Origin of the sequence: Streptomyces sp. NRRL B-3229, assembly GCF_000719505.1 — a bacterium.
Classification (GTDB): domain Bacteria; phylum Actinomycetota; class Actinomycetes; order Streptomycetales; family Streptomycetaceae; genus Streptomyces; species Streptomyces griseorubiginosus.
Map to the genome: position 1 here is coordinate 12330 of NZ_JOGP01000017.1, position 21950 is coordinate 34279.

21 protein-coding genes are annotated in these 21950 nt (G+C 71.5%); 19 read left to right on the forward strand and 2 right to left on the reverse strand.

Features of this window, described 5'->3' with window-relative positions:
- The first annotated feature begins 78 nt into the window (after window positions 1-78).
- The gene (locus IF54_RS0125435; RefSeq protein ID WP_030322574.1) at window positions 79-717 is read left to right on the forward strand and encodes a TetR family transcriptional regulator; all 639 of its coding nucleotides are present in this window, start codon (window positions 79-81) and stop codon (window positions 715-717) included.
- 400 nt (window positions 718-1117) lie between these two features.
- Here IF54_RS0125435 and IF54_RS0125440 read toward each other — a convergent pair whose 3' ends face one another.
- Window positions 1118-2056 carry an NAD(P)H-dependent oxidoreductase gene (locus tag IF54_RS0125440; protein WP_030322576.1) on the reverse strand — a complete coding sequence of 313 codons (939 nt, stop codon included), beginning with the start codon at window positions 2054-2056 and terminating at the stop codon, window positions 1118-1120.
- Between the two features lie 394 nt (window positions 2057-2450).
- Between IF54_RS0125440 and IF54_RS0125450 the strand changes: the two genes are divergently transcribed.
- Entirely contained in the window at window positions 2451-3092 is a 642-nt protein-coding gene (locus IF54_RS0125450; RefSeq protein WP_234439056.1) for a lytic transglycosylase domain-containing protein, read from the forward strand.
- Window positions 3093-3140: 48 nt separating this feature from the next.
- Here IF54_RS0125450 and IF54_RS0125455 read toward each other — a convergent pair whose 3' ends face one another.
- Window positions 3141-5627, reverse strand: coding sequence for a SpoIIE family protein phosphatase (locus IF54_RS0125455; RefSeq protein ID WP_030322581.1), 2487 nt, complete (start codon window positions 5625-5627; stop codon window positions 3141-3143).
- A 434-nt stretch (window positions 5628-6061) separates the two neighbouring features.
- Here IF54_RS0125455 and IF54_RS0125460 point away from each other — a divergent pair, with 434 nt between their 5' ends.
- From IF54_RS0125460 to IF54_RS0125540, 17 genes are all read left to right on the forward strand, one after another.
- Window positions 6062-6370, forward strand: coding sequence for a hypothetical protein (locus IF54_RS0125460; RefSeq protein WP_030322582.1), 309 nt, complete (start codon window positions 6062-6064; stop codon window positions 6368-6370).
- Between the two features lie 741 nt (window positions 6371-7111).
- The gene (locus tag IF54_RS0125465; protein ID WP_159002186.1) at window positions 7112-7840 is read left to right on the forward strand and encodes a LuxR C-terminal-related transcriptional regulator; all 729 of its coding nucleotides are present in this window, start codon (window positions 7112-7114) and stop codon (window positions 7838-7840) included.
- Window positions 7841-8106: 266 nt separating this feature from the next.
- The gene (locus tag IF54_RS0125470) at window positions 8107-8481 is read left to right on the forward strand and encodes a hypothetical protein (protein WP_159002188.1); all 375 of its coding nucleotides are present in this window, start codon (window positions 8107-8109) and stop codon (window positions 8479-8481) included.
- 68 nt (window positions 8482-8549) lie between these two features.
- Window positions 8550-8822, forward strand: coding sequence for a hypothetical protein (locus IF54_RS0125475; protein ID WP_030322587.1), 273 nt, complete (start codon window positions 8550-8552; stop codon window positions 8820-8822).
- 46 nt (window positions 8823-8868) lie between these two features.
- Window positions 8869-10812: a phage tail sheath family protein gene (locus IF54_RS0125480; RefSeq protein ID WP_051735524.1), complete on the forward strand. Its 1944-nt coding sequence runs from the start codon at window positions 8869-8871 to the stop codon at window positions 10810-10812.
- Between the two features lie 31 nt (window positions 10813-10843).
- The gene (locus IF54_RS0125485; protein ID WP_030322592.1) at window positions 10844-11344 is read left to right on the forward strand and encodes a phage tail protein; all 501 of its coding nucleotides are present in this window, start codon (window positions 10844-10846) and stop codon (window positions 11342-11344) included.
- Between the two features lie 10 nt (window positions 11345-11354).
- The gene (locus IF54_RS0125490) at window positions 11355-12215 is read left to right on the forward strand and encodes a hypothetical protein (protein ID WP_030322594.1); all 861 of its coding nucleotides are present in this window, start codon (window positions 11355-11357) and stop codon (window positions 12213-12215) included.
- Window positions 12205-13431: a hypothetical protein gene (locus tag IF54_RS0125495; RefSeq protein ID WP_030322596.1), complete on the forward strand. Its 1227-nt coding sequence runs from the start codon at window positions 12205-12207 to the stop codon at window positions 13429-13431. The genes IF54_RS0125490 and IF54_RS0125495 overlap by 11 nt, the downstream gene beginning before the upstream one ends.
- Window positions 13428-14267 carry a DUF4255 domain-containing protein gene (locus tag IF54_RS0125500; protein ID WP_030322598.1) on the forward strand — a complete coding sequence of 280 codons (840 nt, stop codon included), beginning with the start codon at window positions 13428-13430 and terminating at the stop codon, window positions 14265-14267. The genes IF54_RS0125495 and IF54_RS0125500 overlap by 4 nt, the downstream gene beginning before the upstream one ends.
- Entirely contained in the window at window positions 14264-16399 is a 2136-nt protein-coding gene (locus IF54_RS0125505; protein ID WP_037820536.1) for an AAA family ATPase, read from the forward strand. The genes IF54_RS0125500 and IF54_RS0125505 overlap by 4 nt, the downstream gene beginning before the upstream one ends.
- Before the next feature lie 55 nt (window positions 16400-16454).
- Window positions 16455-17165: a hypothetical protein gene (locus IF54_RS0125510; protein WP_030322601.1), complete on the forward strand. Its 711-nt coding sequence runs from the start codon at window positions 16455-16457 to the stop codon at window positions 17163-17165.
- A 6-nt stretch (window positions 17166-17171) separates the two neighbouring features.
- Entirely contained in the window at window positions 17172-17732 is a 561-nt protein-coding gene (locus tag IF54_RS40560; RefSeq protein ID WP_051735525.1) for a hypothetical protein, read from the forward strand.
- Window positions 17733-17743: 11 nt separating this feature from the next.
- Window positions 17744-18841 carry a phage late control D family protein gene (locus IF54_RS0125520; protein ID WP_030322603.1) on the forward strand — a complete coding sequence of 366 codons (1098 nt, stop codon included), beginning with the start codon at window positions 17744-17746 and terminating at the stop codon, window positions 18839-18841.
- On the forward strand, window positions 18838-19485 hold the full coding sequence (locus IF54_RS0125525; protein ID WP_051735526.1) for a phage baseplate assembly protein V: 648 nt from the start codon (window positions 18838-18840) through the stop codon (window positions 19483-19485). Before IF54_RS0125520 ends, IF54_RS0125525 begins: the two co-directional genes overlap by 4 nt.
- A gap of 3 nt (window positions 19486-19488) precedes the next feature.
- Complete coding sequence (locus tag IF54_RS0125530; RefSeq protein WP_030322606.1) at window positions 19489-19995, forward strand: hypothetical protein; 507 nt, start codon at window positions 19489-19491, stop codon at window positions 19993-19995.
- A 12-nt stretch (window positions 19996-20007) separates the two neighbouring features.
- Complete coding sequence (locus IF54_RS0125535; protein WP_030322607.1) at window positions 20008-20367, forward strand: GPW/gp25 family protein; 360 nt, start codon at window positions 20008-20010, stop codon at window positions 20365-20367.
- A gap of 16 nt (window positions 20368-20383) precedes the next feature.
- The gene (locus IF54_RS0125540) at window positions 20384-21949 is read left to right on the forward strand and encodes a baseplate J/gp47 family protein (RefSeq protein ID WP_030322609.1); all 1566 of its coding nucleotides are present in this window, start codon (window positions 20384-20386) and stop codon (window positions 21947-21949) included.
- The last annotated feature ends 1 nt before the right edge of the window (window position 21950 follow it).

Below are 21950 nucleotides of genomic sequence, written 5' to 3' on the forward strand. Positions count from 1 at the left end.
GCGGCCGTCCTTTCACATGGCTGATGACTGCCGGAACGCCCTTGACTGTGCCGATCACGCACCGCAGGCTCAACGCTGATGAATAACGCCGCCCCTGCCCCTGCCCGCACGCGAGGACGGCCCCGCGGCAACCCGCCGACCCGCGAGGGCATCGTCTCGGCGGCGCGGACGCTGTTCCTGGAGCGCGGATACCGGGGCACCACGGTGCGCGCGGTGGCCGCGGTCGCCGGCGTGGAGGCGGCACTGATCGCCTATCACTTCGGCTCGAAGAAGGGCCTGTTCGCGGACGTCATGCAGTTCCAGTGCGCCAACGCAGTGGCGGTGGACCACGTCCTGGCCGGCGACCCGGCCACCCTCCCCGACCGCCTCATCGACGCGGTGACCGGTCTGTGGGAGGACGCCGACTTCCTGACGCTGACCGCCCAGGGGGATGAGGCCGCCGAGGTGATCCGTGAGTACCTGGAAAGTGAGCTGCTGGCCCGGCTTGTTGAATTTCTCGGCGGCCGGGACGCGACCGCCCGCGCCACGGCCGTGGTGACGATCCTCGGGGGCCTCATCTACACCCGCTACCTCAACCCCCTGCCCACCCCGTCCGCCCTCACGACGTCCGAGATACGCCACATCCTCACTCCGGCACTGCGCGCGGCACTGGCCCCGAGGCCGCGCACCGCGGCCACCACCGGGGCACGCCGTCGAGGCTCGCCGGCGTCAGGTTGAGGGCCTCTACGGCGCGGCAGGCGGGCCCTGCCGTAAATGCTGCGGATGACCGCCTCGCCCTGGAGGCGCTGCCCGAACGGCAGCGGAAGCACTCCCTCCTCCAGCTGCTCCACGTGTACGACGCACCCGTACGACCCCTGTCAGGAGCAATCGAGGAGTACGTGGCCGATCTGAAACTACTGGCGCTGCTGTAGGAGCTGGCACGAGACGCTCTCCAAGGAAAACCCTGCGGTCGCCGTCGGCGGCCTCGGAGAAACGGCGTGACGACACGGTTCGGCCCCGTCGCGTACTGACGGCCGCGTGCCTCGGCTACGGAATGGTGGTCCTGGACACCAGGGTGAAGTAGGCCTAGGCGGTGGCGTGCCGCAGGGCCGACGGCACAGAGCCCGCGAACGGTCGTCTACAGCCGCGGTGGGTGCACGACGGGGACGCTGTCGCGGAACGGGGCGGCGTGCTTGTCGATCTCCTGGGGGTCCGGCTCCCGCGAGGCGGCGCCCAGCAGTTCCCGGTGGTGCTCCTCGAGCTCCGTGAGGGTGTGGACGGAGGAAGCGGTGCCGGCGGGGGAGAAGTCGACCCGGACGTCGCCGTCCTCGACGACGAACCGGCCCGCGGCTCCGCAGGTGCCGCATTCGGCGTGGTCGCCGCGTAGCACGATCAGGTCGAGGTGGCACATCGGACAGGTGCCGGGCTCCCCCAGGAACCGGACCTCGTCGTGGGGCAGGCCGAGTTGCCTGGCCACGGCGCCACCCAGCCGCTCGGCGCGCGCCACGGCCGTCGGGTCGGTGGCTATGCCGCCCAGGCCGCCGGGGGTGGGGACTTCCATCTGGTCGGCGACGGCCATGTGCAGGGGGAAGGCCAGGGCGTGCAGAGTGGGCAGCGTCAGCGTGCGCCAGTGGGGTGAGGGGCAGCTGCCCACGGCGATGAAGCCGGCCACACGCGGCTTGAGGACCCGCGGGTCAGGGGCCGTGTCGAGGCCCAGAAGGCCGCGAGGCTCTTCCTGCCCGGCCCGCCCGTGGTCGCGCCGGGCGAGGGCCTCACGGACGAAGACCACGTCCGTGCGCGGACCGAAGGCGCGATCGATGAGGAGTTTCAAGGCACCTGGTGCGCTGCGGGTGTAGGTGGGCGAGCTGACGATCACACCGTCGGCGTCGAGCAGTTGGTCGCAGAACCAGGCCGCGTCGTCCACGGCGTCCGCGGTGGCCGCGGTCACCAGGGACAGGTCGGTCAGCCTTACCATCTCGACGGCTGTCCCCTCGCGCGCGGCCGCGGTGAGCGCGGCCTTCAGCAGTACCTCGGCACTGCCGTCCTGCTGCCCGCAGGCAAGTCCGAGCAGACGCATCACGACACCTCGTTGTGTTCGGTGGACGGGGGCCGGTCCGCCGGGCCCCGTGGGCTCCGGCGGACCGGACGGGAACGGATGGTGGGGCGGTCAGCCGCGCAAGGTGGCGGCCAGCCACTCGGCGCTGCGGGTGACGATCTCGGCGAAGTGGTGCGAGAGCTGCGCCGCATGGCCGCTCAGGCCGGCCAGACGGTCGAGAGCGGCCCCATCGTCTGAAACCGCAAGAGCGCGGAGTTCACAGGTGTTGGGACGTCACTTGGATGTGAGGCAGGACCATATGCGCGCTGTCGGCTGCCGTGGGCGTGCTGGGCTGGTCTGCGTGAGCGAGCGCAAGCCTCGTGCTGATCGACGGCGGGCGGGATTGCGGCGGGACCTTGAGGGCACGTGCAGGTCCATGGACAGTGACAGCGCCCCGGTCCCGCCGCTGCGGCCCGGTGGCTACGACCCCGCCGACTACGCCGACGCGGTGGCGCGCAGTGCCGAGGAGGCCGGTGTCTCTCCTCGGCTGGTGATGGGCGTCCTGTACAACGAGGCGTACAAGCCCCACCATCCGCTGCTGGAGCGGCTGTGGCAGTGGTGGAAGCCGGAGGCGTCCTTCGGGGTGGCCAACATGCACCGGGCGGCCTTCGACCAGGTACGACGGACACACGACCTGCCCGGGCGCTGGCAGGATCTGCGGGACGACCCCGCCTTCGCCATCCGCGCGGCGGCGCTGCACCTGAAGGACCTCGACGGCAGGCTTCCGGCACGCCATGTGCGCCGGTACACCCGCGACGAACTCCTCGCCCTGGGATACAACGCGGGCGAACGCAACATGCGCGCCTTCGCCCGCGGCGTACCTCCGGGTCCCATGGCGTGGTCCTACCTGCGCCGCTTCCGCGCCGGCCGGCGACGGGCCGCCGAAGCCCTGGCAGGCTGTGGGGGAGGGGGAGTCGAGACGCGTGCTGCCACCTCTCCGGCGGCTCACCACGAACGCGTCGACCCGGATCACCATCTCGTCGACCGTGGCGCGCAGGATGACCGACGGGACGGCTGAAGTCCGCCGCGGAGACATCATTTACCCGACCGGTCCTGGCCACCACGCTCACTCGAACGGTAGGGGTGGCGGCGTTTCGCCGGGGGTGGGTGCGAGGGACTGCGCGCACCAGATGGTCTTGCCGTGAGGAGTGTGCCGGGTGCCCCATCCCTGGGTGAGCTGGGCGACCAGCAGCAGACCCCGGCCGCCCTCGTCGAAGGCCCGCGCACGGCGCAGGTGCGGTGCGGTGTTGCTGGAGTCCGAGACCTCGCAGATCAGGGCGGTGTCACGGATCAGCCGGAGCCTGATGGGTGGCTCTCCGTACCGGATGGCGTTGGTGACCAGTTCGCTGACGACCAGTTCGGTGACGAACGCCGTCTCCTCCAGCCCCCAGGCCTCCACCTGGTCGACGGCGAACTGGCGGGCGCGCGACACCTCGGCGACGTCCGGCCCGACGTCCCAGTCGACGACGTGCTGGGGATCGAGCGCGCGGGTGCGCGCGAGCAGGACCGCGGCGTCGTCCGTGCGGTGTTCGGCCAGCATGGCCTCCATCACCGTGTCGCTCAAAGCCTCCAGTGAGGGAGCCTTGTGGTCCAGGAGACCCAGCAACTCGGCGATCCCCTGGTCGACGTCGCGCTCACGGTTCTCCACCAGCCCGTCGGTGTAGAGGGCCAGCAGGCTGCCCTCCGGCAGCTCGACCTCGGTCGCCTCGAACGGCAGGCCCCCGATCCCGAGCGGCGGCCCCGGCTGTGCGGACACCGGGATCCTGGTGCCGTCCGGAGCGATGACCAGGGGGAGCGGGTGACCGGCGCTCGCCAGCGTCAGACGGCGCGATACCGGGTCGTAGACGGTGTACAGGCAGGTTGCCCCCGTTTCGGCGGTCGTCTGGAAGTGACTGGTGGGCTGGAGGTCGCTGGCGAAGTGGAGGACCAGGTCGTCGAGATGGGTCAGCAACTCGTCCGGCGGCAGGTCGACGTCGGCGAGCGTGCGCACCGCCGTGCGCAGCCGGCCCATGGTGGCCGAGGCGTGCAGGCCGTGCCCGACGACATCGCCGATGATCAGCGCGACCCGTGCGCCGGACAGGGGGATGACGTCGAACCAGTCGCCGCCCACCTCCGCGTCGATCCCCGCGGGCCGGTAGTGCGAGGCCACCTCGACCGCTTCCTGGTGGGGCAACCGCTGGGGAAGCAGACTGCGTTGGAGGGTCAGCGCGGTGGTGCTCTGGTGGACGTACCGGCGGGCGTTGTCGATGGCTACGGCCGCTTTGGCGGCGAGTTGCTCGGCGAGGATCAGGTCGTCGGCGGTGAAGGACTCGGGCCGGTCGAGCCGGGAGAAGGTGACGACGCCCAGCAGTGCGCCGCGAGCCCGGAGGGGCACCGTGATACGGCCGGTCAGTCCTTCCGCCGTGATGCCCTTGTCGACCACGGGATTGCCGGGCGGCCAGTGGGCCGGGTCCGAGGCCAGGCCCGGGCCGAAGGCCCATTCACCGCCGACGCCGGGATCGACGGCGAGCTCCACGGTCGACCTTCCGGTGGCCATGCAGGTGGCGGCCACGGAATGCACAGCGTGCGTGACGGGCACTGTCCCCCCGGGGCCGGCCGGCCGAAGGGCGTCCTCCCCGGCGCCGTACAGGGCGGCACGGCTGAGCGTGAGGGGTTCGTCGTGGCTCGTCTTCGGCGGTGCGGGTGGTTCCTCCCCGCGCAGCACCTCGTCGAAGAGATCCACGGTGACCAGGTCGGTGAACCCCGGCACGGACGTCGTGGCCAGCTCCTGCGCGGTGCCGACGACGTCGAGGGTGCGCCCGATTCCGGTGGTGGCCTCGTTGAGGATGAGCAGGCGCTGCCGGGCCCAGTACTCGGCGCTCATGTCGAATCCCCAGTTGGCGACCCCGCGCACGTTGCCCTCGGCATCCCGGACGGGCCAGATGCTGGTGGCCCAGGCATTGGCGTAGTTGCTGCCGAGCGGGCGGAAGACGGTGATCAGGCGGGCAGGCACGCCCGTCCTCGCCACCTCGGCGAGTTTGTCGGTGTAGGGCTTGTCGTCCCGTTCGGGAAACAGCGAGCGGTCGAACTCGGGTAGCACCTCGCGGTACTTCTTGCCTACCACCTGTTCCTCGGTGTGTGCGATCACCCGTCCCGAGGAGGCGTTGATCCACAGGAACCGCAGCTCTGGGTCGTAGACGCCCAGCGCGAAGGGGCACTGCTCGAAGGCCCGGTCCGCGATCACCGGTCGGCGATCCCACCGCTGGACGGTGACCACCTGGCCCTGCACGAGCCCATGGGGGCCGCGCAACGGCTGTGCTGTGATCACGGAGTCCACCGTGTGACCGTCGCGGTGACGCAGGGCGACAGGCCCGGAGACGTCCGCGTCGTGGCTTTCGGGGAACCCGGGCGGCACAGGCCCGGCCAGCAGGTCGGTCACCGGCCGTCCGACGGTGTCCTCCGCCGTCCAGCCGAGCAGCTGGGTTCCTCCCTCGCTCCAGCCGCTCACCCGGCCGTCCGGATCGACCACGACGACGGCGGTCGGGGCGTCGTCCTGAGCGTCGGCGATCGTCACGCGTCACACCTCCGTCCGGACAGCGGTGTCCGCCGGGACTGGCCTCCACCGGCCTCCTCCAGCCTAGAGCGGCTGCCGCCGCGGGGCGTCCCGACCCGTGCGTTCGAGGCTGCGGGGGTCGCTGGTCCTCAGGTCGCCGGACATGTCAGCCGGTACACCGTGGTGCGGGAGGCGCGGCCCGTCCCCATGCAGGCCGTCCAGGAGCACGTTCACCAGGTGATCGCCCCGAGCCCCTGCCGGACCGCTTCCGCACGCCAGAACCGCTGATCACGGGAATGCGACCGCAGCCGTACGAAGATGACCTTGTCCGTGCCGGGCGTCGCCCCACCACCCGGCGACGGCTGTGAGGTTTTCGTAGCCCAGCTGTGACGTTGAGAATGCGATACGGGGGCAGGCGAACCCGGCACGGTCCATGCGTTCGGCAGGAGGAACCGGTGGCCGGGAATGAGATGTACGCCGTCAGCGCGTTGTCGGCGGTGGCGGCGATGCTGCTCTCGCGATGGTGTCTGTCGGGCCGACACAGCAGCCCCTGCTCTGCCGCCGCGTACCGCCGTGCATCGCGTCGGGCGACGCTGAAGGCTGCCTGGCGCATGGGCTCTGCCGGCGGTCGAGCCGTACAAGGCCTGCCGACGGAGGCGCCGGGCGCTCAGCGGGCGGCGCAGGAGGCCGAGGACCTCGTGTACGGCTACTGGCGACAGATCAGTCCTCTCTATCTGTCCCAGCACGATCACCATCAGCACTGAGCACGACACAGGCTGAAAGCCGTCCAGGTGAACGAGGGCACCCTCGGCCGGGGGTGCCGGACGCGGGGGAGCGGAGTCCGGGGCGGTCATCATGCCCGGCTGCCCACCGGAACCGCGGACACCGGTAAGGCTCCGACCCCCACGCGGCTCATCCGCGCCGCCGCGTCGACACGGCCCCGCCCCGGCGCGACGAGCAGTCCTGAGGTGGCGTGTGCGGGATCGGCGAGCCGGTCTGCCGCCCCGCCGCTTCCGCGGGCCCCGGCCGCCGCGAGTCGCCCAGGAAACCGAACGGTGCCGCTCGGCGCACACGGACACCGCCTGGTCCACGGAGGCCGTCGCCGCCGGTGCCGCGGAGCGCGGCCACGCATGGCGGCTCCCCTCCCGGGGAAGGCCGGCGGATGCGGACCGTCACCCGGCAACCGGCCTCCCGGCGTCCCGCTCCGATGACCGGCACCGCCGACCGGCCTCCCGCCGTCCCGCTCCGCCGACCGGCCCCGCCGACGGGCCTCCCGCCGTCCCGCTCCGCCGACCGGCCCCGCCGTCTCGGTCCGGTGACCGGAACGGGACGTGACAGCCGACGGTCGGCGGAGCAGCCTGGTGGGCCAACAGGCGCCGGGTGAACGGGGATCCGGAGCGCCGGGCGAGTTGCGGGTACGCATCGGGGGATGCATTCGAATGAGCGATACGGGTCGTGCGGGCGAGCGAGTGAACAGTGTGACGGCAGGGGTCGAGGTGATCCGAGTGGCCGTGATCTCACCGGTCCGGATCTATCTCCAGGGCCTCACCCATCTGCTCCGGACCGAATCGGGGGTCCAGGTGGTCGGGACGGCGCCCGGGGTCGGTGCCGCAGAGGCGTTCCTCGCCGGAGCTGCGGTCGACGTGGTCCTGCTCGACATGACGGGGGCGATGGCCGGCGAGCGGGGCCTGGACGCCCTATACCGACTGGCCGACCGCACCGCCCTGCCGTGTGTCGTGCTGGGCATCTCCGACCGGCCCGACGACGTGGTGACGTACGCCGAGGCGGGCATCGCCGGATACGTCACCAACGAGAGCTCGTTCACGGATCTGGTCGAGACCCTGCGGTCGGCGACCCGGGGCGAGTTCAACTGCCGCGCCGGAGTCGCCGCGGGACTCGTGGGACGGTTGGCGGCACTGGCCAGTGTCCACAGGGGAGTACAGGCGCCCCGGCTGACCTCCCGCGAACTCCAGATCGTGGCGCTGATCGAGTCCGGGCACGCCAACAAGGAGATCGCCCGGCTGCTGCACATCCAGCTGACCACCGTGAAGAACCACGTGCACAACGTCCTGGAGAAACTCGGCGTCGGCAGCCGGGGTGAAGTGGCCGCCGCGGTACGCAGCCTCAGGCCCGCCCTGCCCGCACCGGCCGCGGGATCCGGATCCGGGAACAGGCCCTCTTCGGATCGCCCGGGTTCATTCGCCCTCCGGAGGATCTCGGCACCATCACCCTGACGCCCTCTTCGCACGGAGGTGCCAGGTGCCCGAACCGCCGCACAAGGCCCCGACCAGCGGGCTGCGTCGTGTGCCGTTGGGCGCATCGGCATGCCCACCGGCCGGGTCCCCCGGCAAGCACGACGTGACGTCATGAGGACAGCGTCTCCCACCAGCGATCCACCGCGGGATCCGGATCCAGGACCGGGCCCTTTCCGGACCCTGAGGATTCATGCCGCGGCCGGGGCGCTTCACCAGACTGTTCTCACCGGAAGCGGGACACACCGATGGACCCGATTCGAGTTCTCGTCGCGGACATGGTCGCCCTCGACCGCGACATCGTGGAACGCATCGCCGCACAACCCGAGGACATGACGATCGTGGGCAGCGCACGCGGAGCGGCCGAGGCCGCCGCCGCACTCGAAGCCCATGGCGCCGACGTTCTGCTCACCGCCGCCTCCGGAACCGGCCCGCTCGGTGCCTGCCTGGCGTTGCTGGGGAGCCACCCGGACCTCGCCGTGGTGGTCGTGGACCCGGCGGACCGGCTCGGTCTGGTCCGGGTGTGCCGGCTCGTGGAGCGGGTGCACAGGGCGGGGGCCCCGTGGCCGGAGTACCTGCTCGACACCATCCGCTCGGTTGCGGACCGCAGCCGGGAGGACTGAGGGACCGCGAGGTCCGAGCAACGCGGGAACCGACGGGCATCGGCCCGGCGGCACGGGAGGAGAGGCACATGACCGCACGGATCAGGAGTCTGCTCGCATCGGGGCCGCTCATGGTCGCCCTGAACAGCGGACGCACCGTCCGGCTGTCCCCGGGGTGCTGGTCGGCGGACCTGCGCGACGCCGAGGTGGCGGACAACGCCTGCCTGGACAAGCTGCGCCGGCGCGGCGACATCGAGGTGGAGCAGGCCGACGAAGAGCCCGAAGGGCCCGCTGGGCAGGGGGAGATCCCCGGCGGAAGCAAGCCGCAGCGCTCCCGGAAACGCCCCGGCGCCGCCGGATGAGGATGCGCCCCAGGTTTCGTATCGCAGACTCGCAGAGGAGACACCCATGCCTGCCCTGAGTTACCCGGGCGTCTACGTCCAGGAGGTGGCCGGCGGAGTACGGCCGCTCGACACCGCCAGTACGTCCACGGCCGCCTTCGTCGGACTGAGCGAGATGGGCCCCGACACCGGTGCCGGTCTGGTCACCAACTGGACCGACTTCCAACGCGTCTACGGCTCGTTCATCGCCGACGGTCACCTCGCCCACGGTGTCTTCCAGTACTTCGCCAACGGCGGCCGGCAGTGCTACATCGCGCGGGTGACCCGGCGGGACGCCGCTGTCGCCGACGTGACGGTCCACAACCGTGCCGCCTCCCCGGTGGCCGGAATGAGGTTCTCGGCGAAGAGCAAGGGGGAGTGGGGCAACACGCTGCTGCTCCAGATCGAGGACGCCACGCTGGACCCCGGCAACCTCTTCAAGCTGACGGTCCGCCGGCAGACCGACCCCGCCACCGTGCCCGACAGCCCACAGGACCTGCCGCCGCTGGAGGTCTTCGACAACCTCAGCGTCGACCCGGCCTCACCCGCCTACGTCGTCGACGTCGTCGGCCAGGCATCCGGGCTGATCGGTGTCCAGGTGCTGTCGGGCAACAACGCGACCCAGCACGGCGTTCACCGCGGCGGCCTCAGCCCCACCCTCCCGCTGGACACCCACCTCGGTTTCCGGATCTCCCTGGACGGCGACGGCTACCAGCCGGTGACCCTGGCCACGGGTGCGAGCACGGCCACCGCGCTCTCGGACGTGGCGAGTGCCATCGAGACCGCCGTGCACGCCCTGACCAAACGGAAGGCCTCGACCGACCCCGCGGCCTTCTCCGCGTTCACCTGCACGGCGGAGACCGCCGGTTCGCAGTCCCGGCTCGTGCTCCGGTCCGGCACCCAGGCGGCCACCTCCTCCGTACGCGTCCAGCCCGCCGCCACGCACGACGCCACCGCGCTGCTCAGGATCGGTGAGGCAGCGGGCGGGCGCTCCGAGGACGGCATCGCCCCGCGCCGCCCGGCCGCCGTCTCTCTGCTCCAGGTGGGCGACTCGGGGATCGCAGCGCCGGTCACAGCGGCAACCGCCGGCTCCGACGGGGTGGCGGAGCTGACCGAGTCCTCCTTCGGCGACGCCTTCTCCCGACTGGACCACGTCACCGACTTCAGCCTGCTCGCCGTACCGGGGGAGAGCACCCCGGCGATGGCCGACCTGGGCATGGCCTACTGCGCCAACCGTCCCCTCCAGGACGTCTTCTACCTCGCCGAGACCGGCCGCGGAGACGACACCGTCGCCGACGCGACCGCCTTCCGCAGCCGACTGACCACGTCGAACTCCTACGGAGCCCTGTACTTTCCGTGGGTCAAGTCGCTGGATCCCAGCGGGCGTTCGGCGGAACCGATTCTGTTGCCGCCCTCCGGCTGCGTGGCCGGGCTCTACGCCCGCATCGACGCCTCCCGCGGGGTGTGGAAGGCGCCGGCCGGCACCGAGGCCGGGCTGAACGGGGTGGTCGGCCTCGGCGCGGAGCTCAGCGACGTCGACCACGGCAACCTCAACCCCAGGGGAATCGACGTGATCCGCCGCTTCCCGGGAGCGGGCGTGGTCGTCTTCGGCGCCCGGACGATCAGCGCGGACCCGCAATGGCGGTACGTCCCGGTGCGGCGCACCGCGATCATGCTGCGGGTCAGTATCTACAACGGCATCCAGTGGGCCGTGTTCGAACCCAACGACGAACCCCTGTGGGCCCAACTGCGGCTGTCCATCGGCTCTTTCATGACGACGCTGTTCCGTCAGGGCGCGTTCCAGGGCAGCACGCCCTCCGAGGCGTTCTTCGTGAAGTGCGACGCGGAGACGACCACCCAGGCCGACGTCGACGCCGGAGTGGTCAACGTTCTCGTCGGGTTCGCACCGCTGAAGCCCGCCGAGTTCGTCGTCGTGAAGATCAGTCAGCAGGCCGGCCTGGCGTCCGGGTGACGGCGGACGGACAACGGAAGGAGCAGGGCCGATGCCCAAGTTCACGGTCAACAGCACCCGGTTCGACCCGTATCACGGCTTCAGGTTCAAGATCAGGATCGACGGCCAGTACGTGGCCGGCCTCAGCAAGTGCAGCCCACTGAAGCGCACTACCGAGGTCACCTCCTGGTACGAGGGCGGCGACGCCAGCGGGCCGCACCAGATCCCCGGAAAGACCCAGCACGCCCAGATCACTCTCGAGGCCGGTGTCACCCACGACACCACGTTCGAGGACTGGGCGAACAAGGTGAACAACTTCCAGGGCGACGCGGCGATGTCCCTGGCCACCTTCCGCAAGGACATCGCCATCGAGGTCTACAACCTCGGGGGCCAGAAGGTGCTGGCCTACAACGTCTACCGGTGCTGGGTCTCCGAGTACCAGGCGCTGCCCGAGCTCGACGCGAGCGGCAACGCCGTGATGATCAGCTCCATCCGGCTGGAGAACGAGGGCTGGGCCCGGGACACCTCGGTGACCGAGCTCAAGGAGACCTGAGGAGTTCCCGATGGGCGTGCTTCCCGGCGGCTACTGGGACTCGGCCGGACGACTGCACCGCGAGTTCGAACTGGCCACGCTGACCGGCCGCGAGGAGGAACTGCTCGCCGGCTCCCGCTCGGCGCACCCCGCGGCCCTGGTGACCGAGGTGCTCAGCCGCTGTCTGGCCCGCCTCGGCGACATCAGTCCCGTACCCCCCGAGGTGACACGGCAGTTGCTGGTGGCCGACCGCCAGTACCTGCTGCTGTGCCTGCGCCGGGCCACCTTCGGCGACCTGGTCGGGGCCAACCTGGTCTGTCCCTGGCCCGACTGCGGCCGACCGGTGACCGTCCGGTTCTCCGTCGACAGCGTGCCGGTCGAGGACGCGCGGGACCGGGCGCCCACCCACGCCATGACCGCGTCCGACGGCACCGAGATCGTCTTCCGGCTGCCCACCGGAGCCGATCAGGAAGCACTTTCGCAGCACCTGGCCGTCAACGAGGCCGAGACCCTGACCGCACTGCTGGCCCGGTGCGTCCTGCGAATCGGACCGGGTCAGGGCCCACCGGACCGCGAGGAGATCGCCGCGCTCCCGGCGACTGTCCGAGCGGAGATCGAGGAGGCCATGCGTGAACGGGCACCCTCGGTCGAGCAGACGCTGGAGGCTGGGTGCGCCGAGTGCGGACGCACCTTCCTGGCCCCTTTCGACGTCCACCGCTTCTTCTTCGGCGAACTGCGCACCGACGCCGTCGCGCTGTACCGGGAAGTCCACTACCTCGCCTATCACTACCACTGGAGCGAGACCGAGATCATGGCCATGACCCGCGACCGACGGCACCTGTACATCGACGTGCTGGCCGACGCGATCGAGGTGCTCAACAGTGGCACCTGACGACCGCACTCCCGCGACGGCCCCCGCCGCACACTCCGGTGGCTACGGCCGGGCCGTCCTCGCCGACGGCTCGCGTCCCTACCTCCACCGTTCCGGTGTGCGGGCCCTGCTCGGTGTCCCCGACGACACCGGCGTGGCGGTGAGCTTCACACCCGCCGCGCAGGGGCGTTCCTTCCCCTACGTCCGCGAGCACTCCGGAGATCCGGAGGCCCCGTCGGGCTGGGACGACCTCCTGTCCCGGCCGGCCACTCCCGAGATGCCTGCCCGGTGGCCGGAGCCGACGCAGACCCCGGCCGACGCCACATCGTCCCCTCGGACGGGGTCCCGGGAGCCGGTGAGCAAGGCCGTGGAGCGGCCGGAGCGGGAGTCCCAGGCCAGGGTCACCGGATGGTCCGTCGAGGCGCAGCCGGCCACCGTGCCGCCCCGTGACGAGCAGCCGGCCACCGTGCCGCCTCGTCACTCGCAGCCGGCCGCCGCGCCGCCCGGTGACACGCGGCCGGACGTCACCGGATACCCGCCGCCCGTTCCCCCCGTCGTTGCCGAACTCGTCGTACCCGGCGAGACCTTGAGGCCCGGCGAGGCTGCAAACCGGTCCCGCGCGAGGGCTCCCCGGACCCCGTCCCGCGCGTCCGGAGCCCAGACACAGGGCAACATCACGCCGCCTGAACCGAGTTCACAGCCGATCGAGGCCGCGGCGTCCCCGCTTCGGCCGGCCGAACGCCGGCCGACGACAGGGTGGTCCGGCGCCGAAGTGGCCGCAGAAGGACATGGCGTGCGCCCGCCCGCCCCTGCGGATGAACCGTGGAACGGACCGGCACGTGGTCCTGGATACCGGCCCACGCCCCCGTCCGGCCGTCCCGTGGTGAGCGTCCCCTCCCGCGCACCACGGGACCGGCGCCTCGCCGAAGACCCGGTCGCCGTCGCTGCCCAACTCCCTTCGATCGAGGACTCGTTCACTCGGCAGGCCGTGATCACCCCGCGCCGGCCCGCCGCACCGCCGTATCGCACCGTCACCGCCCCGGCACCTTCGGCCACCGCCCCGCGTCAGGTCACCGATCCCACCCCCCTCGCGCAGACCGCGCCACCGACCCCGGCACCCATCCCGCCCGCGCCCCAGCCGCAGGTCGTGGTGGTGCGCGCACCGGCCGCCACCGGTGCCGCCGCGTTCTGGGAGCGCCGCCACCACGGGCGGTTGCGGAACGGGGTGGTGCGATGAGCGCCTCCACCGCCCTCGGCATGGTCAGCGCTTCGCTGCGCAACCTCCTGCTCGGCGAGATGCGGCTCAGCCCCGCGCCCGACGTCACCATCCTCGCGCCGGACGAGCAGAGCAGCACCCGCCGACTGAACCTGTTCCTCTACAAGCTGGCCGAGAACCCGTTCCTGAAGAACCAGGACTTCACCGTCCGGCCGGGCAGCCCCGAGCAGTTGGTGCCCGCGCCCCTGTCGCTCACCCTGTCCTATCTGCTGACGCCGTACGCGCCCAACGACCCGCAGGAGGGAAACGCGGCGGCGCACCAGCTGCTGGGCGAGGCGATGCGGGTGTTCCATGAGAACGCCGTCGTGCCGCCCGTCTACCTGGACCCGGGACTCGCCGACGCGCGGGAGCGACTCCAGATCGCCGGCAACACCCTGGACCCGGAGGAACTCAGCCGGATCTGGACGACGTTCTCGCAGCCGTTCCGGCTGTCCGTGCTCTACCAGGTCTCGACCGTACAGCTCGACCGGTCGACGGGCGCCGGCCGACCCCTGCCCAACCGGGTGCGACGAGTGGGCGTGCCCGAGGTCGGGGCGCCGTTCGACCTGCCCGAGGTCACCGCCATGACCCCGGCGGCCGGCCCCGCGGGCACCACCCTCACCTTCACCGGCACCCACCTCGACCACCGGCGCGGCCACGTCGTGGTCGGCGACCGGCCGGTCACCGGGGGCGGGGAGCCGACCGGGGACACGTTCACCGCCGAGGTCCCCGACGACCTGCTGCCCGGCTTCTACGAGGTGCGGGTCGACATCGCCCGTCTGTTCCGGCGCACCTTCCTCTACGAGGTCACGCCATGACGGCCTACCAGGACACCTTCGAGCACCTCGCCGACGAACTGCGCCGGCTCGACCTGCTGATCGCGCTGCGGCTGAGGACCGCCGACCTCCTCGACGAGGCGTTCCCGCACTCCCAGCTGGACCGGACCGTCTACATCTCCCGGCAGGAGGTCGACCGACTGCTCACCGACGGTTTCGACGCCGACGCCGACAGCGGAACCGCCGCTGACGCCCTCGCGCTGAAGCTGCTGTCCACCGAGATCGACACCAGACTCCAGGACAGCGCCCGCGCGGGCACGGAACCGCCCCTGTCCGTCCTCGGCCGGCTCTTCGGTCTGTCACCGCTGGAGCGCGCCGCCGTCGTCGTGTGCCTGGCCCCTGAACTGCGCCGCAAGTACGACCGGTTGTACGCCTACCTCCAGGACGACATCACCCGCCGCAGGCCCAGCGTCGACCTCGTCCTGGAGCTGCTGTGCACGAGCGAGCGGGAGCGCTGGATCCGTGTCGGCGCCTTCGCCGCGGGCGCGCCCCTTCTGCGGTACGGCATCCTGCGCGCCGTCGACGACCCGCACAGCCCCTCCGGCTCGTCCGACCTGGCCCGGTTCCTGGTGCTGGATCCCCGGATCCGCGCCTACCTGCTGGGCTCCGCCGAGCCCGACGGCCGGTTGCTGGGTCACGTCGTCGTGCACAGGCCGGCCGGACCGGGCGGCCCCGAGCCGGACCCGGCGCTCGCCGACCTCCTGCTGCGCACGGCCGCGCACCACCTGCGACCCGGCCGACCGCCACTGGTCCTCCATCTGTACGGTCCCGACGGCGACGGCCAGTTCGACCTGGTCCGGCACACCGGCCGGCAGCTGGGCCTGACGGTGGTCGGCGCCGACGCCGCCACCCTGACCGGTCCCGGCGGTACGGCACGTCTGCAACTGGTCTTTCGTGAGGCCTTGTTGCAGGGCGCGGCGGTCCATCTCGCCCACGCGGACACGCTGTTGCGGGAGGAGCACCGGGAGCTGCTCGGCGCGCTCGCCGAGGAGGTCCTGGACTACGGCCTGCCGTTGTTCCTCACCGGCGTCTCGCACTGGACGGCCGGACCGACGCCGTTGCCCGTGCACTCCCTGGAGGTACCGCTGCCGGACGGGGCGCACAGCATCGCACTGTGGCGTGAGCTCCTCGCCCCATACACCGAACGGGCCGAGGAGTGGGCCGGTGACCTGGCCGTGCGCCACCGGCTGCCGGCGTCCCGCATCGCCGCCGCCGTCCGCGGCGCCGACCACGTGCGGCTCACCCGGGGCGGCTCGGCGCCGCTGACCCTGGCGGACGTGTCCGCGGCCTGCCGCCGCGAGGCTCAGCACTCGCTCGGTCCCGCGGCCGGCCGGGTCCGTGCCCGCCGCGGCTGGGACGACCTCGTGCTGCCCGCCGACCGTCTGACCCAGCTCGGGGACATCTGCGACCAGGTCCGCTTCCGCCAACGGGTCCTGCACGACTGGGGGTTCGGGGCCCGGCTCGGCCACGGCACCGGCCTGAGCGTGCTGTTCAGCGGCCCGCCCGGCACCGGAAAGACGATGGCCGCGGAGGTCCTCGCGCACGAACTCGACGTCGACCTCTACAAGATCGACCTGTCGGGCGTGGTCAGCAAGTACATCGGTGAGACCGAGAAGAACCTCGCACGGATCTTCGCGGAGGCGAGCACCGGCAACGCCATCCTCTTCTTCGACGAGGCCGACGCGCTGTTCGGCAAGCGCACCGAGGTGACCGACGCGCACGACCGGTACGCGAACATCGAGACCAGTTACCTGCTCCAGCGGATCGAGGAGTACGAAGGCGTCGTCGTCCTCGCCACCAACCTGCGGCAGAACATCGACGACGCCTTCACCCGGCGGATCCGCTTCGTCGTGGCGTTCCCCTTCCCCGATGCGGACGAGCGCCGCCGCATCTGGCGCACCCTGCTGCCGCCGGGCGCCCCGCTGGCCCCGGACGTCGACCTCGCGGTCCTGGCCCGGGAGCTCCCGGTGACCGGCGCGAACATCAGGAACATCGTGCTCCAGGCGGCGTTCCTCGCGGCGGCCGACGGGACCGCCATCGGGCGGGCGCACATCCTGCGCGGAGCCCGCAGGGAGTTCGAGAAGATCGGCAAGCTCTGGGCGGAGACGGGCTGATGCCGCACACCACACGACGCGGCGCACCGGCCGCACCGGCCGAGGCGGGGGAGTCATGACCGACGGTTTTCCGAACAAGCCCAGGATCCTGCGGGGTGCCTTCGTCGAGTTCGGGCTGAGCGTGCCACCACTGACCGTGGTGTTCCAGTTCAACCCCGTGCAGCTGACGCGCAGTCACGCGCTGACGTACGGCTTCCCCGGGGTGCCGGCCCCCGGTGACGCGCCGGCCGCCGTGCCCCAGCGCACCCTGCGCCAGGTCCGTGGCGAGTTCTCCGACCTGCTGGAGCTCCAGCGGGAGCAACTGGTCAACGTGCAGGACCAGACCATCGCGTTCGACCTGCGGCTCGACGCCACCGACCGGCTCGACGACCGGGACCCGGTGACGGAGCAGTTCGGCGTCGGACCGCAGATCTCCACGCTCGAACTGATGGTGTACCCGAAGGCGGAAAGCCTCCTGGGCCGGGGTGTCGACGCGCTGCTGGGCACGCCTGACGGATTCAGCTTCGCCCGGAGCCCCAATCCGCCGCTGGTCCTCTTCGTCTTCGGACGCAAGCGGGTGCTGCCGGTGAACATCACCGCGATGAACATCACCGAGACGGAGTTCAGTGCCGATCTCAACCCGGTGCGGGCCACGGTCTCGGTGAACCTCACCGTGATCGAGGGCGACAACGTGCCCTACCTGTACTCCAGGGCCATGGTCGAGGCCATGTCGGCGCTCAACGTCGCCGAGGCCACCGCCGCCGCCGACGTCGTGGTCCCGGGGTGACGCGGCGTGTTCAGCGCACTCTCCCGCTACCGGCAGGTCCCGGACATCGCGGTGCCCGACGCGCACGGCCGGGTCGTGGCCGCGAAGGACGTCCGGCCGCTGCCCACGGTGACCGGCACCTTCACCCACATCGTCGACAGCGGCGACCGGCTGGACATCCTGGCCTTCTCCGCCTACCGCCAGCCGCTGCGGTACTGGCACATCTGCGATGCCAATCCGGCCTTCCTGTCACCCCTCGACCTGCTGGACGGCGGGCCGCTGGTCACCCACCGCTTCCCGCTGTCGGCGGGCCCGGGCGCCCCGCCCTGGACCCTGCTGATCAGGACGCTGTCCACGACCACGGGCGTGGACGAGGTGCACGTGATCGACGAGATGACGCCCGTGCCGCAGCCCGGCGGCGCGGTGGTGGAGCAGAGGGAGCTCGCCGTGGTGGTCACCCAGGTGCGGGCGGGCGCGGACGTCGTGGCGCTGGCCGAGGCGATCAGGTCGACCGGGTTCACCGTGGGTCCGCCGGTGGAGCAGGGGCGGCTCGGTCGGCCGGTCGTCGTCCCCGCTCCGGTGAGCTGAGGGGGCGGGCCGTGCGCAACGACCATCTGCTGATCACGATCGACGGCGCCGAGGCCTCCGACCTCAAGGGGGACCTGATCGGCCTCGACATCGAGCTCGACGACGAACTGACCGGCATGTTCCGGATGACGCTCGCCCTGCGACTGAACGCGGACGGCTCGTGGACCCACCTGGACGACCCGCGGTTCGCACTGTGGCGCAGGGTCGCCGTCACCGCCGGCCTCGGGGACGACACCCGCCGACTGCTCAGCGCCCGCATCACCCACGTCCGGCCCGAGTTCGGGCCCGGTCTCGAACAGTGCCGACTGGAGGTGTGGGGGATGGACGCCGGTGTGCTGATGGACCGGACCGACGTGCTCAAGGCCTGGCCGAACATGAAGGACAGCGACATCGCGGCCCTGGTCTTCCAGAAGGCCGGACTCGTCCCACGGGTGGCCGACACCACGGTCGTGCACCACGAGGAGATCTCCACGATCGTCCAGCGCGAGACCGACATCCAGTTCCTCAGACGGCTCGCTCTGCGCAACGGCTACGAGTGCTTCGTGGACGGCGACACCGGCTACTTCCGGCCGCCCGACCTCTCCGACCCCGTACAGGACCCGCTCAACGTCCACGCCGGCGCACGGACCAACGTCAACCGGTTCCGCCTGGAGGTCGACGCGCTCGCCCCGGCCGACGTGACCATGTCCGGACTCGACCGCGCCACCGGCGCGCCGGTGGAGGCCACGTCCGCCCGCGGACACGAGCCCGCCCTCGGCACCCTGCGACCGGTCGACGCCCTGCCCGCGGGACTGGCCCCCGCACAGGTGCGCCTCGCGCGGACCGCCGCCACCGGAGGACCCGAGATGACCGCGCTCTGCCAGTCCCTGCACGACCGGGGCGAATGGTTCGTCACCGGCGAGGGAGAGGTGGCGGCCAACCGGTACGGCAGCGTGCTCCTGCCCCGGCGCACCGTCGTCGTCAACGGCGCAGGACAGACCCACAGCGGCACATACCACATCACCCATGTCACCCACCGCTTCCGGGACGACAGCTACACCCAGCACTTCCGGGTCCGGCGCAACGCCCTCACCGCGGGCGCCCTCGGCACGCCGGTGGGTGCGCCATGACGCTGGAGCTGGAAAGGGTCGTCGCCGACCTCGCGGACAAGGTCGAACGCCGCTTCTACGGCAAGTACCGGGGCATCGTGCGCGACAACGAGGACCCCTCCCTCCTGGGCCGGCTCAAGGTGAGCGTGCCCAGCCTGCTGGGCCCCGACGTCGTCACCGGCTGGGCCGCACCGTGCGTCCCCTACGGCGGCGCCGCCGACCAGGGTTTCCTCTTCGTGCCCGGCATCTCCTCCGGAGTGTGGGTGGAGTTCGAGGAGGGCGACCTGGAGTTCCCGGTCTGGGTCGGCACCTACTGGACGGCGCCGGACGCGGTCAGCCAGGTCCCCAAGCCGCAGGACGACGACGGCACCGAGCGGTCGGCCGTCCAGAACCCGCCCACCAGAAAGATCATCAAGACGCTGAAGGGCCACACCGTCCAGTTCGAGGACCGCGACGGCGCCGAGGCGATCCTCGTCCGCGAGGGCGCCAAGGGCCATCTGATCGCCCTGACCCAGGACGGCATCAGGATCACCGACGCCACCGGCAACACCGTCGAGATGACGGACAGCGCGATGACCCTGCACGCCGCCGTGCCGTTCACCATCGACGCGCCCGGCCAGCCCGTCCGCATCCTCGGCGACACCATCGACTTCCAGAAGGGCTGAACCATGGGACACCTGCTCGTCGTCCAGGGCGACCCCGTGCGGGGCACGGACCGGCACCACGTCGAGGGCGAGGGGACCAACCCCGCCCCGCCACCCGCCACCGTGTTCTACGCCGGCCTCGGCGACTACGCCTACAAGGGCTCGCTCACCGAAGCGCTCAGCACGTTCGTCACCGTTGCCGGCACGCCCCTGGCGCTGGTCAGCAGCCGCAGCGGCCTGGATCCGGGCGAGGACAAGCCAGGAGGCGGCCACGTCGGACCGTCCGGCGGCAACTTCACGCCCGCAGCGACCACCGTCGCGCCGACCCCGCTGCCGGGCACCCTCCGGATCACCGACACCCCCCTGGGCACCGGTGTGCCCAACAGCGCCGCGGGCAACGCCCTGCTGACGGTCGCCGGAGTCCGGGTTCTGCTCGACGGCGACCCCGTCGACACGTGCAGTGGCGTGGGCGAGACGGCCGGATCGAAGGTCACCGCGGCCGGCCAGGACTTCGTGACGTGCTCCGGGTGAGGGAGGAAGCACATGACGACGGGATTCGGCTTCCCGTTCCACGTGGACGCCTCCGGAGCGGTCCGGCCCGGCGGGGAGGACGCGGAACTGCGCGGCCAGGTGCTCCAGGTGCTGTTCACCGCGCCGGGGGAGCGGGTGAACCAACCCGAGTTCGGCTGCGGGCTGTTCAACCTCGTCTTCGATCCCGACAACACGATCATGGCCGCCGCGGTGGAGTTCTCCATCGGCTCGGCACTGACCCGCTGGCTCGGCGACCGGCTGGTGGTCGGCGGAGTGGACGTCCGTTCCGCCGAGGAGGCACTGACCGTGGAAGTGGCCTACGTACGACGCAAGGACCTGGCACCGCAGGCGCTGCGGGTCCGCTTCCGGTGAGGACGAGGGGAACACGATGGTGGACATAGTGCGGGTCGACGGCCGGCCGGTCATCGACTACATGGCCCGCGACTACGAGAGCCTGCTCCAGGCGATGCGCGAGCAGATCCCGCGCAGACTCCCCCAGTGGACGGACTTCACCAACGAGGCCGACTTCGGGAACGTGCTGCTCCAACTGTTCGCCCACATCGGCGACATCCTCAGCTACTACCAGGACCGGGTGGCCAACGAGAGCTTCCTCGGCACCGCCCGGACCCGGCGCAGCGTCATCGACCATCTGCGGCTGATCGGCTACGAGTTGAGCACCGCGGCCCCCGCTGCCACCGCCCTCACCCTGTCCGTGCCCGGATCGGTCGACACCGTCGTCACCCTCACCAAGGGCGACGCGTTCGCCACCACAAGCGCCAAGGACCGGCCCGGCGTGCGGTTCGAGTACACCGGTGACTCCCCGCTGACCATCGACTTCCATGCCGTGAGCGCCGACCCGGCGACCGGCCGCAAGACCGTTCCGGGCGTACCCGTCCAGGAGGGCCGGCTGATCCAGGACGAACTGCTCGGCATCTCCGACGGCACACCCGACCAGCGCTTCCTCCTGGCTCACCCGCGCGCCCTGCTCGGCCCGCCGACGGCCTCCCGGCCCGCAGGCGGTCAGGACCTCGCCCTGCTGACCACGCTGGCCGGGACCGTCGACGCGTGGACCCGCCGCGAGAGCCTCGCCTTCAGCCAGGCGGGCCACGACGAGTACGTCGTCGAGGTCGACGAGAACGACCGGGCCACCGTCGTCTTCGGCGACGGCACCTTCGGCGCGATCCCCCGCCAGGGCGCGCGGATCACCGCGACCTACCGCGTCGGCGGCGGGTCGGCCGGGAACGTCCCCGCGGGCGCGGTGACGACCATCGCCGACGCCCCCCAACTCGCCCTGCTCGGCGCCCAGGTCACCAATCCGCTGCCCGCCACGGGCGGCGCCGAACGCGAGGACATCGCCCACGCCGTGCGGCAGGCCCCGGCGGTCTTCCGCTCTCTGCGCCGCGCGGTCACCGCACCCGACTTCGAGGCACTGGCGCTCAGTCACAGGGGCGTGGGCAAGGTGCGCGCCGCCGCCACCGGCTGGAACGAAATCACGCTCTACGTGGCTCCCGAGGGCGGCGGCAAGGTCAGCGACGTCCTGACGGCCGACCTCATCGGCTACTTCGAGGACAAACGGATGCTCAGTCAGATCGTCGAGATCGCCGACGTCGACTACGTGCCCGTCTTCGTCACGGCCGAGATCGCGGTGCAGAGCTTCTACGTGCCCGCCGACGTCGTCGCCGCGGTGCAGGCGGCGGCCGCCGAACTCCTCGCCTTCGACCGCGTCGACTTCCAGCAGAGCGTCTACCTCAGCCGCTTCTACGAGGACAGCCAGAGCGTGCCCGGCGTGGTGTTCGTCAACATCACCGAGTTCCGCCGCGGCGACCGCCCCACCCCGGTGATCGAGCCCCACGGCACGATCACCCTCGGCCCCAACGAGGTCCCGGTCGTGCCCACCGACGCCGACTACGCGAGCGGCCTGAAGGTCGTCCTGATCGAACAGACGGGGAGCTGAG